The 15,291-nt window shown below is 32.7% G+C and carries 20 protein-coding genes; 7 read left to right on the forward strand and 13 right to left on the reverse strand.

Features of this window, described 5'->3' with window-relative positions:
• Positions 1-11 precede the first annotated feature (11 nt).
• A complete protein-coding gene (locus tag VF726_RS22400; RefSeq protein ID WP_440172225.1) occupies positions 12-869 on the forward strand; it encodes a CheR family methyltransferase in 858 nt (285 codons plus the stop codon).
• Positions 870-907: 38 nt separating this feature from the next.
• Here the strand turns inward: VF726_RS22400 and VF726_RS22405 are convergent, their stop codons facing one another.
• The 5 genes from VF726_RS22405 to VF726_RS22425 all read right to left on the reverse strand — a co-directional run bounded on the left by VF726_RS22405 (position 908) and on the right by VF726_RS22425 (position 4,302).
• Positions 908-2,050, reverse strand: coding sequence for a SpoIIE family protein phosphatase (locus VF726_RS22405; protein WP_440172227.1), 1,143 nt, complete (start codon positions 2,048-2,050; stop codon positions 908-910).
• A 175-nt stretch (positions 2,051-2,225) separates the two neighbouring features.
• On the reverse strand, positions 2,226-2,666 hold the full coding sequence (locus VF726_RS22410; protein WP_060629808.1) for a ferritin-like domain-containing protein: 441 nt from the start codon (positions 2,664-2,666) through the stop codon (positions 2,226-2,228).
• Between the two features lie 69 nt (positions 2,667-2,735).
• A complete protein-coding gene (gene sigB, locus VF726_RS22415; protein WP_440172229.1) occupies positions 2,736-3,512 on the reverse strand; it encodes an RNA polymerase sigma factor SigB in 777 nt (258 codons plus the stop codon).
• Complete coding sequence (gene rsbW / locus VF726_RS22420) at positions 3,475-3,957, reverse strand: anti-sigma B factor RsbW (RefSeq protein ID WP_000970576.1); 483 nt, start codon at positions 3,955-3,957, stop codon at positions 3,475-3,477. Before rsbW ends, sigB begins: the two co-directional genes overlap by 38 nt.
• A 6-nt stretch (positions 3,958-3,963) precedes the next feature.
• Complete coding sequence (locus tag VF726_RS22425; protein ID WP_440172232.1) at positions 3,964-4,302, reverse strand: STAS domain-containing protein; 339 nt, start codon at positions 4,300-4,302, stop codon at positions 3,964-3,966.
• A gap of 350 nt (positions 4,303-4,652) precedes the next feature.
• On the opposite strand from VF726_RS22425, the gene VF726_RS22430 reads away from it, so the two are divergent.
• Complete coding sequence (locus tag VF726_RS22430) at positions 4,653-4,853, forward strand: methyltransferase (RefSeq protein WP_440172234.1); 201 nt, start codon at positions 4,653-4,655, stop codon at positions 4,851-4,853.
• Between the two features lie 181 nt (positions 4,854-5,034).
• Here VF726_RS22430 and VF726_RS22435 read toward each other — a convergent pair whose 3' ends face one another.
• From VF726_RS22435 to VF726_RS22445, 3 genes are all read right to left on the reverse strand, one after another.
• Positions 5,035-5,286, reverse strand: coding sequence for a GlsB/YeaQ/YmgE family stress response membrane protein (locus tag VF726_RS22435; protein ID WP_000522902.1), 252 nt, complete (start codon positions 5,284-5,286; stop codon positions 5,035-5,037).
• Between the two features lie 74 nt (positions 5,287-5,360).
• Positions 5,361-5,561, reverse strand: a complete 201-nt coding sequence (locus VF726_RS22440) for a CsbD family protein (RefSeq protein WP_016089046.1) — start codon at positions 5,559-5,561, stop codon at positions 5,361-5,363.
• 50 nt (positions 5,562-5,611) lie between these two features.
• Positions 5,612-6,001, reverse strand: coding sequence for a general stress protein (locus VF726_RS22445; protein WP_440172237.1), 390 nt, complete (start codon positions 5,999-6,001; stop codon positions 5,612-5,614).
• A 212-nt stretch (positions 6,002-6,213) separates the two neighbouring features.
• Between VF726_RS22445 and VF726_RS22450 the strand changes: the two genes are divergently transcribed.
• Together VF726_RS22450 and VF726_RS22455 are read left to right on the forward strand one after the other, a co-directional pair.
• Positions 6,214-6,675, forward strand: coding sequence for a hypothetical protein (locus VF726_RS22450; protein ID WP_440172240.1), 462 nt, complete (start codon positions 6,214-6,216; stop codon positions 6,673-6,675).
• 243 nt (positions 6,676-6,918) lie between these two features.
• Entirely contained in the window at positions 6,919-7,158 is a 240-nt protein-coding gene (locus VF726_RS22455; RefSeq protein ID WP_440172243.1) for a DUF2798 domain-containing protein, read from the forward strand.
• 264 nt (positions 7,159-7,422) lie between these two features.
• Here the strand turns inward: VF726_RS22455 and VF726_RS22460 are convergent, their stop codons facing one another.
• A complete protein-coding gene (locus tag VF726_RS22460) occupies positions 7,423-8,331 on the reverse strand; it encodes an alpha/beta fold hydrolase (RefSeq protein WP_440172245.1) in 909 nt (302 codons plus the stop codon).
• A gap of 359 nt (positions 8,332-8,690) precedes the next feature.
• On the opposite strand from VF726_RS22460, the gene VF726_RS22465 reads away from it, so the two are divergent.
• Together VF726_RS22465 and VF726_RS22470 are read left to right on the forward strand one after the other, a co-directional pair.
• On the forward strand, positions 8,691-9,221 hold the full coding sequence (locus VF726_RS22465; protein ID WP_088114766.1) for an RNA polymerase sigma factor SigX: 531 nt from the start codon (positions 8,691-8,693) through the stop codon (positions 9,219-9,221).
• Positions 9,222-9,224: 3 nt separating this feature from the next.
• Positions 9,225-10,202 (forward strand): DUF4179 domain-containing protein, encoded by a 978-nt coding sequence (locus VF726_RS22470; RefSeq protein ID WP_440172247.1) that lies wholly within the window; start codon positions 9,225-9,227, stop codon positions 10,200-10,202.
• Between the two features lie 372 nt (positions 10,203-10,574).
• On the opposite strand, the gene VF726_RS22475 is transcribed toward VF726_RS22470, so the two are convergent.
• From VF726_RS22475 to VF726_RS22490, 4 genes are all read right to left on the reverse strand, one after another.
• Positions 10,575-10,745, reverse strand: coding sequence for a hypothetical protein (locus tag VF726_RS22475; protein ID WP_440172249.1), 171 nt, complete (start codon positions 10,743-10,745; stop codon positions 10,575-10,577).
• Positions 10,746-11,136: 391 nt separating this feature from the next.
• Positions 11,137-11,748 carry a DUF2812 domain-containing protein gene (locus VF726_RS22480; protein ID WP_440172251.1) on the reverse strand — a complete coding sequence of 204 codons (612 nt, stop codon included), beginning with the start codon at positions 11,746-11,748 and terminating at the stop codon, positions 11,137-11,139.
• Positions 11,749-11,761: 13 nt separating this feature from the next.
• Positions 11,762-12,076 (reverse strand): PadR family transcriptional regulator, encoded by a 315-nt coding sequence (locus VF726_RS22485; RefSeq protein ID WP_001078063.1) that lies wholly within the window; start codon positions 12,074-12,076, stop codon positions 11,762-11,764.
• 138 nt (positions 12,077-12,214) lie between these two features.
• Positions 12,215-13,951, reverse strand: a complete 1,737-nt coding sequence (locus tag VF726_RS22490) for an S-layer homology domain-containing protein (RefSeq protein ID WP_440172253.1) — start codon at positions 13,949-13,951, stop codon at positions 12,215-12,217.
• 785 nt (positions 13,952-14,736) lie between these two features.
• Between VF726_RS22490 and VF726_RS22495 the strand changes: the two genes are divergently transcribed.
• A complete protein-coding gene (locus VF726_RS22495) occupies positions 14,737-15,291 on the forward strand; it encodes a hypothetical protein (RefSeq protein ID WP_048551433.1) in 555 nt (184 codons plus the stop codon).

Consider the following 15,291-nt stretch of genomic DNA (forward strand, 5'->3'; position numbering starts at 1 on the left):
GTTTAGTTTCAGTGGAAAATAAGTATTATAATTTTGATCCATCTGTAGATACGGATAAGCGCACAAACTTAGAAATTGAATTACTATTGGAAGCGGTATTTAAACTATCAGGATTTGATTTTCGTCAATATGCTCGCACATCTATTTATAGAAGAATTTGTAATCGAATGCAGCTCTCTAATACCCCTACCATTTCAAAATTAATTGAAAAGGTAATTCATGAGGAAGGTTTTTTAGAACAGGTATTAAATGATTTCTCCATTAATGTAACTGAAATGTTCCGTAACCCTAGCTTTTTTAAAGCGCTAAGAGAGCATGTCATTCCTGAATTAAAAAAGCATCCTGAAATTAGAATTTGGCATGCTGGATGCGCAACTGGTGAAGAAGTATTATCCATGTCCATCTTACTTCATGAAGAAGGATTAAGTGAAAAAGCTGTTATTTACGCAACAGATATGAATACAAATGTGTTAGAGAAAGCAAAACAGGGTATCCTCCCGTTAAATAAAATGCAAACTTATACGAAAAACTATTTACAAGCTGGCGGTACACAAGCATTTTCTAACTATTATTCAACAGATAATCGTTTTGCTTATTTTAATCCGTCCCTTTTACAAAACATTATTTTTGCGCAACATAATTTAGTAACTGATCAATCTTTTAATGAATTTCATATTATACTGTGCCGTAACGTTTTAATTTACTTTACGAGTAAACTTCAAAACCAAGTACAGCAACTATTTTATGAAAGTTTAGGTCACAACGGATTCCTATGTTTAGGAAATAAAGAAACTCTACGTTTTTCAAATATAATGCCGCATTATATTCAATTTAATCCGAACGAACAAATCTATCAAAAAATACAATAAAAGCGTATGAAATCCTCTGTTTGGATTTCATACGCTTTTTATTTCGCATTCGTTTGTATCATAATGAGGCACATATCATCTGATTGTGCTTTCTTCTGTTCTTCCTTATAAAACCCTTCTATCTCTTCTTCTAAATCTCCCCATTTTCTTTCTGTAAAAGCACGTAATTTCTCTTCAGACTCAAATTCGTCATTTGCAATTGCTTCAAGAACACCATCTGTAAACAATACGATTTGAGCGTTTTTCTCAAAAGGTATAACTGTCTTTTCAACTTTTATTTCATCAAAAAATCCTACTGCACAACTTCCTCGATCTAGTGCAACTACATTCTTTTCATCAACTAAAACGTATCCAGCAGGATGTCCTGCATTTACATATTCAATTGTTCTCTTTTCTGTATCAACTACTAAGTATATCGCTGTAAAATAATATGGAATATTGTCATTTTCATTATGTAAAAGAGTCATATATTTATTTAAGTCTTTAATGACAAGTTCTGGATCAATTAAACATTTAATCGTTTCACGCAATACAGACGAAATAAACATACAAACTAATGAAGCAGATATACCATGTCCCATCACATCTAATAATATAATACCGTAGCGGTTTTCATCGATTTTATACCAATAATACATATCTCCAGCTAGTTTGAATGAAGGTAAGTAACTTGCTTCAATTTTTATATGCTCTTCTCTTAATGGGCTACTTAATAAGTTTCTTTGTACTTGTGTAGCTAAATCTAATTCATTACGAAGATTTTCTTCTTGTTCTTTATGCCAATTTAATTCGGATTTCAAGCGTAATGCTACACGCATACGCGCTAACAATTCAACTTTATTTATCGGTTTCGTAATATAATCCATTGCCCCCATATCAAGCGCTTCAGCTAATTTATTCGCATCTTCTAAAGCTGTTACAAAAATAATAGGAATATCTTTAAACTTCTCTTCTTTTTGTAATCGCCTACAAACTTCAAGTCCATCAATTTCAGGCATCATAATATCTAATAGTATTAAATCTATTTCATTATGCCTGGAAGAATCTTTTCCAAAATGGATATATTCGAAAAGCTCTTGTGCAGAATTCAGCGATACAAGGTCCTGATATCCGGCCTGTTTTAAAATTTTTTCAATTACAAAGATGTTAACCGGATTATCATCGACAATTAAAATGGACACAAGTTATTTCCCCTTTTCTTATTTAAAATGTAAATCTATTATCATTTTCTATTTTTCTAGTATTGCATACTCAGATTCAAAATGAAAATTTCGTACTCAAACATATTTTTTATATAGCAAAAGAACAAACCCCCAGAAATGAGAGTTTGTTCTTTCACTCTATAATTTTCCACTTTTAATTTAGCACCATTGCTTTGTCATTTAAAAGACGATCCAATTCTTCCATATGATTTGTTTCATCTGCAATCATATCTTCTAACTTTACAACTAACTCTGTCATATTTAATTTCGCTGCCTGTTCTTTTCTCGTTTCATAACGCTTAATTGTTTCATATTCTGATTGTCTAGCGTATTCTAACATTTCTCTAACATCTTCTACTTGTTTCACTCGTAAAGGGATTGTAGTAGGTGTACCACCTAGCGTCTTAATTTTCTCCGCTAAATATAGGGCATGTCCTTGTTCATCACTAATTTCAGATTCAAAGAAAGGTTTTAACACTTGTCTATATATACCAGAAACCGTAGCTGCATTATGGTTATACATAATAATTGCCGAGTATTCTCCTGCTAAATCTTCATTCAATCCTTCGATTAGTTCTTTCACATCGTGTGACATTTTTGTATCTCCTCCTATACTTAATAAGTACCCCTTTTCTCATGTTTTAAACATCATTATTTAAATTTTTTATGTATCTAAAAATGCGGCTTGTTTCAATTTACTTATTGCTTGTCTTTTAATACGAGAAACGTGCATTTGTGAAATACCTAACCGTTCCCCTGTATCTTTTTGATTTAAATTTTCTCCAAATATATAATGAATAACACTCTTTTCCGTATCATTTAATACGTTAAAAATATCCTTTAAAACGAGACGCCTTTCTGTCTCTTCATATCCTTGTTCTACTTCACCTACAGATTCAATTCTCGCTACCGAACTGCCATCAGATGCATTTTCAACTACATCATCTAAGGAAGATACGCGATAATTATTTTTCGCATCCATAATTTCTAGTACTTCCTCTTCGGACAGTCCTAAATGATCCGCAATCTCGATAATTTTCGGTGAACGTTGCAAATGATCTGTTAGCTCCTCTATCGCAAGTTTAATCTTCCCGCCTAAATCTTTAATTCGCCTTGGAACATGGATACCCCAAGTTTTATCACGTAAATACTTCTTTATTTCCCCTACTATCGTAGGTATTGCGAACGGCTCAAAAGCATTCCCTATCGAATAATCATATCTTCTTATTGCGCCTAAGAGCCCTAACATCCCTACTTGTATAATATCCTCATGCATCGGTCCACCTTTTGAATAACGATATGCAATGGAAGATACGAGATTTTTGTAGTGATTAACTAATCTTTCTTGCGCTTCATCACATTGGGTTTGTTGGAAGTCTGCAATTAGTTTAATAACGTCTTCTTTAGTAAGATTCGTAGGTTGAGATTGGATTTCCATCATTCTCCACCTGCTCTCTTTGTATATATTTTGTCATTAAAACTGTCATGCCCTCATCATGCATGATTTGTATATCATCCATTAACGTATTGATTAAATATAAACCTAAACCATTTTCCGGCAAATGTTCTACTGGTTTACTAATATCATACGGACCAACTTTCCTTTTTAAGTTATTAAAATCAAAGCTAACCCCATTATCAGCAACCATAATTTCTAATCGATTTTCATATAGCCCAAAGACAATTGCAATTTCTCCAACGTCTTCTTTGTATGCATGTTGTACAATATTTGTACATGCTTCACTAATCGCAATTTTCATATCTTCTATATCGTCATAAGCAAAGCCCATTCGATTCGCAACACCAGCCATTGTTAAACGAATAATAGCCACATATTCTGCCTTTGCAGGAATTTTCATTTCTATCTTTTCAAATCTCTCCATCATCCCTAGTCACCTTCTTTCTACTTTTTCAAAATCGGAATTCAAATTTAATATTTCTGTTAACCCTGTAATATCAAATAATCTTTTTAACCTTTTAGATACACCAATAAACTCTAGTTTTCCATCATTTTTCTTAATCGCTTTTAATAAAGCTATAAATACGCCTAAACCTGTACTATCCATATACTCTACCTCAGTAAAATCTACTACAATATAAACCTCTTTCTCGCTTGCAATAGGCATTACCTTATTTTTTAAATCTGATGCCGTATACGCATCAATTTCACCATTAAGTTGCACCGTATAACCTAAATCATTTTGCAAAATATTTACTGCCAAATTCATCATTTCCGCCCCCTTATCTCAAACTACTACTATGTTAATTACCCATAAAAATTAATTTTAAACATATTTTTTTATTTTTATTATAAATAAAGTGAAACTTTAATCAGTAGGGGTTTTGTTCATCCCCCACTGATTATTAGCCTTCACCAATCGGACTTTTACGGACAGTTGATCCCCCACCTAACTTCTTTGCTTCCGCTGAATTTTGAGGTGGGGGTCTTACTGCCCGTTAAAGCGGGATAAATTTTCTACACCTTTCTCAGCTTAACACTTAAAAAATATTATCAAATGTTTAAACTTTATAAATTTGTGTATGTATTATGTATAAACATTATTTTTAGGGGGATCTATCTATGGAAGAGCACAGCTTTAAAAAAGGAGATTTCGTTCAATTTTCTTATCGACACGACCATGCTACAAAATTAATTGGTTCCATTATTAACATACTAACGAATACAATTGTAGTGGATATAGGTAATAGCGAGGACTTATATCATATAGAACCAAGGCAGGTCGTAAGAATAAATAATTGTAAAAAAGTAACGATGGTTTAATACATAATAGAAATTGTAATTTGAATGAGTGGGGGTTCTTCATCCTCCACTCATTCCTATGCAGATTACATAAAAAAAGCATCCAAATTAGCTTAATTGGATGCTTTTTTATGTATATTTATCAGTTCATTCACTTTATAGCTATATATAATAAACTTAAGATTACTATTCATTATCATACTTACGCCTTCCGTAGCATTCTAGAAAAGAATGTAACGATTAAAATAAAGACGATTGCACCTAATAAAGCTGGAAGAATAAAGATGCCTCCCCATTCAGGACCCCAATGACCAAATAATGCACTACCTACCCAAGATCCGATTAATCCGGCAATCACATTACCAACTATACCTAAAGGAAAGTCTTTTCCCGTAATCATTCCAGCTAATGCACCAATAAGTCCACCTACAATACACGTAATAATAAGTCCCACAATTAGACCTCCTATATATTTTTATATTGGGTTTATCAAGCTTTGGTATGTAACCAAAGCTTGATAAACATGTATTATTCTTTATGATCCAACTCATCACTTATCTTTTGTTTCACTTTTCCGACTTTTTCTTTTATCGTTCCCTTCGTCTTCTCCCACTTCCCTTCATTTTTCAACTCTCTATCTTCTGTAACTTCACCAATTCCTTCTTTTACTTGCCCCTTTTTCTTTTCAACTTTACCCGTAATTTGTTCTTTTAGCCCGCTCTCACTCATATTTCCAATCTCCTTTTCGTAATAGATTTATAGATATAAAGGATACAAATTTAAATAGAATACATGCATCTTCTTTCTTGTAACCATTCACCAACTCTTTCTAAATCTTTAACGAATAACAAGATCTTCCCTTCATCTAGCTTTTCTTCGTAGAAGTTCGCTTCTTCCTCATTAAGCCCTAACTCCTGCATTTTATTTCTTAACTGATCTCCCGTTTTTTGAAAGACGTTAATAATACTTGTCCCAAGTCCCTCCTCTTTTATTCCAATTGTATTCACGTCTGCATTATCTGCGATTCTATCTGTCCTTTCTTTCTCATGTGTTAATACGTAAATATCTTTTTGGTCTATCCCTTTCTTCACTAGATCATTCACCGCATTCATGACCTCTTTCTCCGTAATAAATTCATATACAAAAGGTTTACTATACTTCGTTTCCATCTTTACCTTCCTCCTCTAAAATGAATTATTTGTTATATTATATGTAGTACACCCATTTTCGAAATGTTAAACATAAAATATGAAAAAAGTTATGTGAATTTTGATTTTAATAGAGAATAAACAACATAATTTACCACTTTAAAACATTTCCTCTTACAATAACCACCTAAATTAACAGAAAATTGTTATAATTAAAAGTGAGGAGGGATATCATGAAAAAAATCATATCTATATGCGCTCTAACCGCTCTATCTTTCACTTTAATAGGCTGTGCAAGCACCTCAGCTACAGACAAAGCTCCACAAGCTAAGCAAGAACATACACAAAATACCTTTCAATTAAACTCCGCAAATATTACAGACATTGAAATACTTAGCACAATAAATAACAACATTTCAAAATCTCAAACAGACAACGAAGAAATGATAAATTCTATCATTTCAGCAGTTCAAAAAGGCACTCCTAAAACAATTACACTTGATCAAAAAAAGCGAGAATCTGCGCATTCTACTATTACCGTTACATATAAAGATGACGCAAAAGAAGAGTTTCTTGTGTGGGTTGATAATAAGGAACAAATTACGATTGTTAAAGATGAGAAGAAAGATAAGGTTGAAGCTGTGACAGTGAATATTAAAGATGCGAAAATGATGAAAGATTTTTTTAAAATGTAAAAAGGATCTCCTTTAAGGGGATCCTTTCTCTCTTCATACAGCCTATTGAATTCTGCTCCTTATCATCCAAAGCAGAAATATTAATGATATATTATGAAGACGTTTATTTACTCTATAGTTATATACCTATTGTTGCTATTGCAGAAAAGTACAACAAGCTGGACAACCTAGATTTCAAACTGTAAGATTAGATGTTGGTAAAATTAAAGACAGCAAAGCATATATAGAAAATAGGTGTTAATTTTGAAAATCAATAAAAAATTTGAACCAATGATTTTTAATCTCTTTATGATTTTAGGTATATCTAGTATTATCTCTTTCGTCATGGTTTCAATGAACGTTGGGTATACAGCTTTATTTCTCAAATCATGGCTGAAAACATGGGGAATTGCTTTCGTGCTTGCATTTTTAGCTTCTAAATTACTACCCTTTGTAGTGAAAAGGATAATGAAAATATTCATATTTGTTGAGAAGGATGCTTAAAAATAAAGTGATGCACTACTCTAGTTCCTTTAAATGAAAAGAGATAATCATCACAAAGATTAACCTAGTAAAATATTTTAATTCGAAGAAAGGTACTTGCAAAGTTATCTTTTCCTTATATGTTAAAAAAGCTCGCCTATTTCCGTAGGCGGGCTTTATCTTTATTACACAATAAGAAAGTATACTCTCTTTTCCTCTGAAATTTTATGTAATTGTACATATTCATGAAAATAGATAAAGTTGTTATTACAACATATTTTCCACTTAGTTATCAGTAGAATGTTTTTCTATAAAATCAAGGATCCTCGCATTCACTTCGTTAGAGAACTCACCATTAATTGCGTGAGATGCATTTTTCCAGTTCACTATATCTATATCTTTAACGTATTTTTTCCCAGTTTCAACTGCTTTTACTGAATTATGCATTGTACTTTTTTCAGCCATTAAGGCAAGCACTGGAACATTGATATTTTTTAAATCTTCTTTACTAAATAAATCAGGTGCTGGCGTTTTCAATTTATAATTACGCATACCCGACTCGATTAATTTAGCAATAGGTTCATCGTCATTTATTTCTGCTCCCCCAGAAACATAACTTAACATCTTTTCTCTTATAAACTTAGGCACAATAGGAACGGAAGCTGGAATAGATGCTAGAATCATCTTTATGGATATTTGCGCAAATACAAAGACTGGGTCCAGTAAACTAGCCGTAGCAATATGCTCAGGGTTATATCTAGCCAAGTTCATTGCTGTCCAACCTCCAATGGAGACACCGACGATATGCACTTTTTCTAAACCTAATCCTTCAATTACTTCATTTAACCATTCTGCTTGTTGTTTTTGGTTTTCAATCACCTTCGTTTGCACACTCATCCCAGGTTCACCGAGTAAATCGATTGTGTAAGCAGGCCTTTTCTCCCTTACCCCTTCTAAATTCGGTACCCACATTGGAGTAGATGCACCACGTCCATGGAGTAAAAGCATTGGTTCCTTATGTTTATTTTCCTCTTTAGTAAAGTAATACGTACGAATTATGCCATATGTAGTTTTTATATCTTTCGTATCGTTAGGTGCTGGAAGAAGTGCCATTGATTCATCGTAGGCAATTTGAAAATCTTTTTTTCCTTTTTCAGATGTAAAATGACCAATCTTATTACCCTCTCTCTTCATTTGAATCCCTCCTTTCTACAAATATATGGATGAACTTTATCTATATACTCATGGTAGTAATCCATTGAAAATTTATCTTCTTTCAAGCAAAACTCTCATTTAGCAAAAAGAAAATTGTACGTTTAGATACAATTTGGCAACAAACTAACTGTTTTCTTGTACGCTAATAGACAACTACTGCAAGAGTTATAGTTTTTATGTTTTTATTTCCCTTTTTTGCATGTATCTTTTAATCAGATCAATACTTTTTAGTACATCATAAAAAAGATAAAAAAATAACTAGAAAAACTGTCACAAAATCCGTTTTTCTGGTTTCTCTATAATACAGGTATCAAATTGAAAGTGAGGTTTAAACTAATATGTTAACCATAGAAAACGAAGAAAGTCATGCTTCTAATATGACCTTTGAATATTTATTTAAGCAGTACTATGCTTATGCTGTGAAACAGATTATATGGATTGTTAAAGATCAATCTATCGCTGAAGAGTTAGCACAAGAAGTATTTTTACAATTATATCGTAGCGATTGGAAAGGAATTGAAAACATACCTGGATGGTTGATTAAATCTTCTACTTATGTTGCTTATAACCATTTTCGCTCTGAAAAAAGGCAGCAAGCGAAGATTGATAAAGAAATACAATACCATGAAGTACAAAATGTTTCATCATTAGACGATGATTGGATAAGAAAAGAAGAAATTACAAAGGTCCAAACGATACTAAATAAAATGAATGATCGCGAACGAACCCTTTTACTAATGAAATTCTCTGGTTTTCAATATAAAGAAATTGCAGAAATACTTCAAATTGAAATATCTTCTATTGGAACATTATTGGTCCGAGCCAAAATGAAATTTCGTAAGATTTATAAACAAATGGAGGAGGCATAACAAATGAAATGTTATGATATCGGATTTATTCAAACATATATTGATGGCGAACTTTCTCATGATATAAGAAAAGAATTCACAAAGCACCTAGATACATGTGAAACATGCCAAGATTTATTAGTAGAAATCAGCAAATTAAATCAATGGGAAAACGTAATGCTAGATGAAGAATGTGCAATCTCACCACAAGAAATCAAAATTGATATAGAACAAGCATGGAAAACATTTGAAAGTCGTTCCAAGTTAGACAATGTTTCTAATATAAAACAGAAAAAACCACAAAAGAAGGGGATGTTTACAAACATGAGTAAAAAATCAAAACGTTTTATGTATACAGCAGTAGCTGCAGCAGCACTTTTCACAACAGCAATGATTCCACAAGTACAAGTAGCGGCTACAAATGTTGCTTCATATTTTTCTGATGCAATTACAAATGATAAAGTTGTAAATGAAGGAATAAAAGATGAAAATGGTATCACACAAGATATGATGAAGAATGGTAAATATATTCCTATTGATGAAAAAATTACAGATCAAGGTATTACCGTACATCTCAAAGAATTATTTATCGCAGATTCACGTATATCAGTTCATTATAGAATGGAAAAAGCTGATGGAAGTTTAGTACCATTTGAATTTAATACATCAGGATTAGATCTCGAAAGTGATGGTAAAGTGAATGGGCAGCAAGAGGAAAACCCTGAGATTAAAAATGATGGGAGGCTATCATTTATCCATGATGCAGATGATCGTCTTCCTTTTGAACTTATAGCAGCAGGTAAAAAATTAGATAAAATAGGCATTCGTGATAATGATAGACCCGAAGGTGTTTCTACATTTGTTATAACTACTGAAAAAAAAGACGTTTTTAAACAGCCTCTTACTTTAGACGTAAATATAACTAGAATTGGAAAAGTAATTGGATCTTGGAAAGCTCAAATTCCAATTGATACTTCACATTTGAAAAAGAATACGAATTAACATGAAAAAAAGAATAGAACAATATGTATCTAATTCTCAGTTTATATGTTTTCTTGTTTTCGTGACATTTATTTCTTATATAGTTTTTACTCTATCTTTTATTTATGATTTAAGTGGATAACCTTAAATTAATCATTTAAGATCATTACAAGAAAAAGCTCCCCAAAAACAACCGATTTCTTAACGTATAAGAAATCGGTTATTTTGTATCTAAAAAACGTTTTAAAGTGCAATTTCCTAAAAAAGAAAAGACACCCTAAGGTGCCTTCCTCCGACTTGAACCATCTTAATTTTAATAATATGTATTGGACTCCCATCCAATTATTATTTTACCATGTTAAGTTGTTTTTGTTTATTGAGAAATACAATAATTTACTTGTGCTGGTTGTCTGTATGAGGTCTTTTTGTAGTCCATGCAGCGATTAACAAAAGAACAATAGCCGCGATAACACCTAAAAGTCCTTGCTTGAGCCACATAGATAATGCGGCATTTGAGCCAAAAGCTAGAAACATAAGCATGACTGTGTATTTATTAAATCTCATGATAAGCAATCTCCTAATGGGACTACGCATAGGTAGAAAAGTAAATATATATACTTCTCTCCCCATCTTAATGTTACTTGATCAGTACTTGTTTTCATTATATATACAAAGAAATGAAACCGGCTATAACAACCAATGGCAGGATTACTGCGAGTTTATTTTTTAGAGGGACACGTTTGTCTGGGACACCGGGGTGGATAACAAATGCAAGTAAAACAATTGCTCCAATAATACCTAAAATTGTCTGAATGATCATCATCCTCCTAAGGAATATTATTATCAAAATTATATCACATTCAAACGCTCACAAAGTAAATATCTTACAATTAAACCCGGATGTCGAAATCCAAAAAAGCCCCTCAAAGCATCAGCTTTAAGGGGATTCATCCTATCATCTTCTCTCTTCATACAATCGATTTGCTTTATACGAACAAACTAAATACATAACAATTGCAGTAGGGATAAACAACCATGCAAAGCCTCTCATCAATGCTAATGGTGTTTCAAATAAGAATGACCATAGAAATGATACACCTTGCTTATCCCATAGTCCTGGCGTAAAATATAGTTCTTTCGGATTTGCAAGTGCTCCTAAATGAATCGTGTCATTAAACATAAATAGGATTAATATCGGAATAGAGCACATAGCTAATTCTAAAAATGTTTTAGATAGACGCTTATACTTCCCCGCTCGTGACATTTGATCTGAAAAAATGTCATCTTCGCTTTCCTCATTTACCTTTTTAAAATAGTACGTACCTGACCACCGATTACCTGCTATATGCTCCCAGCCGCTATCTTCAAATAGTGTGCAGTAATTCATAAATTCACTTTTTCTACTAAATACTCTATGGTCTATTCTAATCGTCGCATCTTCCGGCTCTGTATATCTAAATGTATAACCAAATGTAGTGCTTTCTAGTTGATAACCTTTCCAAGCCATCTCTTCTAACCATTTTTCCTCTTTCTCAAAGTCTAAAAAGAATTTCAATCTCCACATCATCGTTTCCCCCTAACTATACGTGTAATAAACTCTTTGTAACCGCAATAATGTGCTGCATTCTCATAAAGTCTAAGTGCAATACTTCTTTCCCGCGTTCCGTAATGACATACACTTTTCTTCGTTTATCTTCACTTTTTACCGATTCAATTAACCCTTGTTTTAATAAATTTTCAACCGCACCATACAATGTACCCGCTGCGATTTTCACTTGATGATTACTCAGTTCCTCCACCTTTTGCATAATTAAATATCCATGAGCTGGCTCTAATAACGCTAAAAGAACGTAATACGTTGTTTCCGTTAATGGTAAATTTTTATCTCTATTCATAAAGACCTCCAATGTAACGATAACTATATAGCTAAACTATATAGTTAAACTGTATAGTTTTATTTTATACAGTTGGACTGTATATGTCAAATTAAGTTAAAAAAATAACCTAGATCCCATAGGATCTAGGTTATTTTTTTACATAAACGTAATCGTCACTAAAGAATATCCTTCTTTCGCATTATACGGCTCCGCTTTATAAGAAACACGGTTTGCCCCTTGCGGATAACCGATTTCTCCAATTACTTTTTTCACATCTTGCAATGCACCATCCATTGATTGTTTATAAAGAATTTCAATCTTTGGCAACTTTTCGTTATAACGCTGCTGCATTTTATTTTTGAATTCATTATAGTTATTTGCAATGTATTCATTTCCTAAATAATTTAACTTTGTATCTTTTAAAATCTGTTGGTATGCAGCTGTTTTAGCATTACCCCCTGCGATTTTACTTGTCAATGTATCATAATAATTTGTTGTAGCTTGCGGATAGTCACTTCTATTCCATTCATGATTTCTTGCAATTTGCTCATCAGATAAGTTGAAATAAGAATACGTTGTGCGGCCTTGTTCATCTGGCACAGGATCGTCGAATGTTGTATCAAGGTGATACCATTTGTTTTCGATTTTCACTAAATTCCAAGCATGAGGCTGACCGTCTCCAGTTCCTACTACAAAATGATTCTCAACTCCAGCTTCTTTTAATAATTGATAGGTTAATAGTGCGTAACCTTGGCAAACCGCAGAACGATTTACGAGTGCTTCATATGCGGTGTAAGCTTTATAAGACGTATCATAAGAAACGTGTTTTACGACATAATCATGAATCGCCTTCACTTTTTCGTGATCATCCATTCCAACTTGCGTAATCGAAGAAACGATTGCCTTCGCTTGCTTCATTACATATTCCGTTTGTTCTTTCGTTTCACGGTATGTAATCTTTAACGTAAACGTATAATTTCCAGGTGATCCAGAAAGTCCATATGAAACATTCGATCTATTATAATTCGTATACTCATTTTTACTTGCCACTTCTTTATAGGCATTAAAAAGTGTATTCATCACTTCTTTTGTATTACTATTTTTCGTTTTATACGAAAGTGTAATATTCGTCTCATACGCATTAATACGCTTTTGCACCTCATCTTTGAATGCTGCTAATAATGCCGCATCCCCTGTATCTTGCACCGCAACCGCAGGCTTTTTATATTGCAAAGCATTATATAAAAACTGTGCATACTGTTCACGCGTTACCGTTTTAGCAGGTTCAAATTTCCCGTCGCCTGTACCAGATGCAATCCCGTTTGACTGCACTGCACTAATCGCCCCTTCTGCCCAAAAACCATTCGGAACATCATTAAATGTATGCTTTTGCTTAGCCGAAACTTGAAAAGCATTTTTAATAATTTGCGCCATTTCTGCACGGCTAACAAAATCTTTCGGCCTAAAACCTCCGTTTGCATCACCTTTAAAAATCCCTAATTTCGTTAACGTTAAAACCTCTTCAGGAAACAATGTTGCACCTGAGCGAATATCTCGATACGGATTGTTTAAAGTTGATCCATCTTGTAATACGTAACGAGCACCATCATTACTAAACGTACCACCTTGCTTATTTGGTACCAGCGCACGATAAATTAAAGCTGCAACTTGCTCTCTCGTCGCAACATCACCGAAACCAAATTTCCCATTTCCATAGCCTGAAATAATATTTTTACCCGCCAAATCTTTAATTGCCGGATACGACCAATGCGATGTAGGCACATCAGAAAAAATACCCGCCTCAGCAGCTCTCACATCACTGCCATTTGTAGACAATAAAGCACCACCAATAAGTGTTAATGATGTAATTGATTTTAATAGTTTTGTGTACATAATTCCTTCTCCCAATTCGTTCTCTATTTATGTTTTTTTGTCGAAAAATCTAAAATAATATGACAAAACATATTATACTATTAAAACTTTTTGAAGGATATATTAAGTTTTGAAATATGCAAAAACTCATATTGTTATAGGAATTCATAGTGATATTATGTTGTTTTACTTGGGAATATATAAATAAAAGAGAAATACAACATACAAACAGCCCAAGTTCATCGTGCAAAACTTTCTGCGTTTAATCTAGGAAGCATTGTATTTTCTATAGTTGGAATTATTGTACATATTTGTTACTACTTTAAATACTTTTTATAGAGGTTTATCAGTTCTTTTGTAAATTTTAAAAATGCAGTAACAACTTAAATTCATAGGACAACCCATTCAAACGAAAACCACTATTCGGATTAAAGGTTCTGGTGCAAATAAAGGATACATTCCAAAAAACAATGAGGATTCTACCGGAATCGTTCTTTATGCTGTTAATCCAAATAATTGATGAATGAATTGTTTTTGATTTTGAACAGACTGATCACACACCCTTTTGTAGAGTAATAGTATCAGTATGTCCAAGATTTACAGATTCATTGCACAAGTGTTATATTTTTTGCACCAGAACCGAATAAAATGTACAATAAATGCAACACCTTACATTTATTAACAAAGTTTACAATTAGGTTGATAAATTTTAAAATTAGCTTAAAAAAACACTTTTTCTATTTATTTGGATTTTCATCTATGTGATAGTGAATGAGTACATAATAAAGGTGAAAGGGTGTTTTTCTTTGAACAAATTTTTCAAGAAGTTGGCTGTAGTATTATCGTTCTCTATGCTATTAACAGCAGTTAGTCCTGGGTATTCAGCTTTTGCGAACACTGAAAGTGATGATCTGAACTCTGAACGATTGTTAACAGAGGACGAGTTTTTGTATGACGTTGGTTTTGAAGATGTAACGATTGATGAGTTTGCTGGAGATAATATGCCGGATTATGTGGATGATTCTGTAGAAGAACCTCATTTGAGAGTATATTATGCAGCGCCTGTTGTGGTTTGGATTGTTGTAGCTGGAATTAGGGTTTCTAGAATAGTCTATAAAGCTATTAAGTATGCTCCTAAATATCCATCAGGATTTAAAGCTGTGCAAAATGGAACAAAAAATGTAAATGTAAACAATACAAAATTATTAAGTGAATTGAGACAAATTGAATCAGGAACTTGGAAAAAAGTATATAAAGATGGTTATGACAAAAATGGTAAAAAGATTTCAATTCACTATTTCCAAAGTAAATCAGGTAAAGTGTTTGATGTAAAAGTTAAAAGTGGATGGAGTGTAAAATAA

Origin of the sequence: Bacillus sp. Brlt_9 (genome assembly GCF_051948935.1) — a bacterium.
Lineage (GTDB): Bacteria > Bacillota > Bacilli > Bacillales > Bacillaceae_G > Bacillus_A.

Excerpts from the sequence above, each read along its gene's own strand:
- rsbW (WP_000970576.1), bottom strand. The coding sequence starts at position 3,957 with ATGATGGAGAGATTTGAAAAGATAGAAATGAAAATTCCTGCAAAGGCA.
- VF726_RS22450 (WP_440172240.1), top strand. The coding sequence starts at position 6,214 with ATGAAAAAAATCATATCTATATGCGCTCTAACCGCTCTATCTTTCACT.
- VF726_RS22445 (WP_440172237.1), bottom strand. The coding sequence starts at position 6,001 with ATGGAAACGAAGTATAGTAAACCTTTTGTATATGAATTTATTACGGAG.
- VF726_RS22470 (WP_440172247.1), top strand. The coding sequence starts at position 9,225 with ATGAAATGTTATGATATCGGATTTATTCAAACATATATTGATGGCGAA.
- sigB (WP_440172229.1), bottom strand. The coding sequence starts at position 3,512 with ATGATGGAAATCCAATCTCAACCTACGAATCTTACTAAAGAAGACGTT.
- VF726_RS22490 (WP_440172253.1), bottom strand. The coding sequence starts at position 13,951 with ATGTACACAAAACTATTAAAATCAATTACATCATTAACACTTATTGGT.
- VF726_RS22465 (WP_088114766.1), top strand. The coding sequence starts at position 8,691 with ATGTTAACCATAGAAAACGAAGAAAGTCATGCTTCTAATATGACCTTT.
- VF726_RS22485 (WP_001078063.1), bottom strand. The coding sequence starts at position 12,076 with ATGAATAGAGATAAAAATTTACCATTAACGGAAACAACGTATTACGTT.
- VF726_RS22460 (WP_440172245.1), bottom strand. The coding sequence starts at position 8,331 with ATGAAGAGAGAGGGTAATAAGATTGGTCATTTTACATCTGAAAAAGGA.
- VF726_RS22410 (WP_060629808.1), bottom strand. The coding sequence starts at position 2,666 with ATGTCACACGATGTGAAAGAACTAATCGAAGGATTGAATGAAGATTTA.
- VF726_RS22475 (WP_440172249.1), bottom strand. The coding sequence starts at position 10,745 with ATGAGATTTAATAAATACACAGTCATGCTTATGTTTCTAGCTTTTGGC.
- VF726_RS22425 (WP_440172232.1), bottom strand. The coding sequence starts at position 4,302 with ATGATGAATTTGGCAGTAAATATTTTGCAAAATGATTTAGGTTATACG.
- VF726_RS22440 (WP_016089046.1), bottom strand. The coding sequence starts at position 5,561 with ATGAGTGAGAGCGGGCTAAAAGAACAAATTACGGGTAAAGTTGAAAAG.
- VF726_RS22480 (WP_440172251.1), bottom strand. The coding sequence starts at position 11,748 with ATGATGTGGAGATTGAAATTCTTTTTAGACTTTGAGAAAGAGGAAAAA.
- VF726_RS22430 (WP_440172234.1), top strand. The coding sequence starts at position 4,653 with ATGGAAGAGCACAGCTTTAAAAAAGGAGATTTCGTTCAATTTTCTTAT.